At 70.0% G+C, this 523-nt stretch carries 1 pseudogene; it reads left to right on the forward strand.

The features are described from left to right. Positions 1-257, forward strand: a pseudogene (locus tag EES42_RS42290) (type III restriction endonuclease subunit R); the annotation flags it as partial. Positions 258-523: the final 266 nt, after the last annotated feature.

Consider the following 523-nt stretch of genomic DNA (forward strand, 5'->3'; position numbering starts at 1 on the left):
CCCCCCCCCGCACCCGCCGCACCTTCACCCAGACCGTGCAACTCCTGGAACTCTTCCTCCACCGCCACGGCCGCGCCCCCACCGCCCGAGAAACCCTCCGCGTCGACGGCGACACCGTCCAGATCGGGGCCTGGCTCGCCAAGGCCCGCACCAAGCACCGCGCCGACGGGCTTCCCGATGAGCACGCGAGCCTGGTAGCCGCCCTCTTCGACGGGGACTGGACCAACGACACAGCTCAGCCCGTGGCCCTGGTATAGCCCGATGACATCGCACCGCGGTGTCTGCCCAGGCAGTGACCCCCGACCCCCCAGCCACTGCTCGACGCCCTCCAAGAAATCACTGAAGTCCCTGACATCCCCCTATCCGATCTGCAGCGGCTAGTCGAGCGACTGCCCGGCCTTAGCCACAACCTCGGACCGTGGGCCGCCCACGTGACCGGACTCGTTGCCGCGCGGGCCCAGGGCGCCCACGGCTACAAACGCCTCCGGGCCGCCAGCTTGAGCGACCTCTCTGTCCGGCTTAG

This window comes from Streptomyces sp. ADI95-17, assembly GCF_003846175.1.
Lineage (GTDB): Bacteria > Actinomycetota > Actinomycetes > Streptomycetales > Streptomycetaceae > Streptomyces > Streptomyces sanglieri.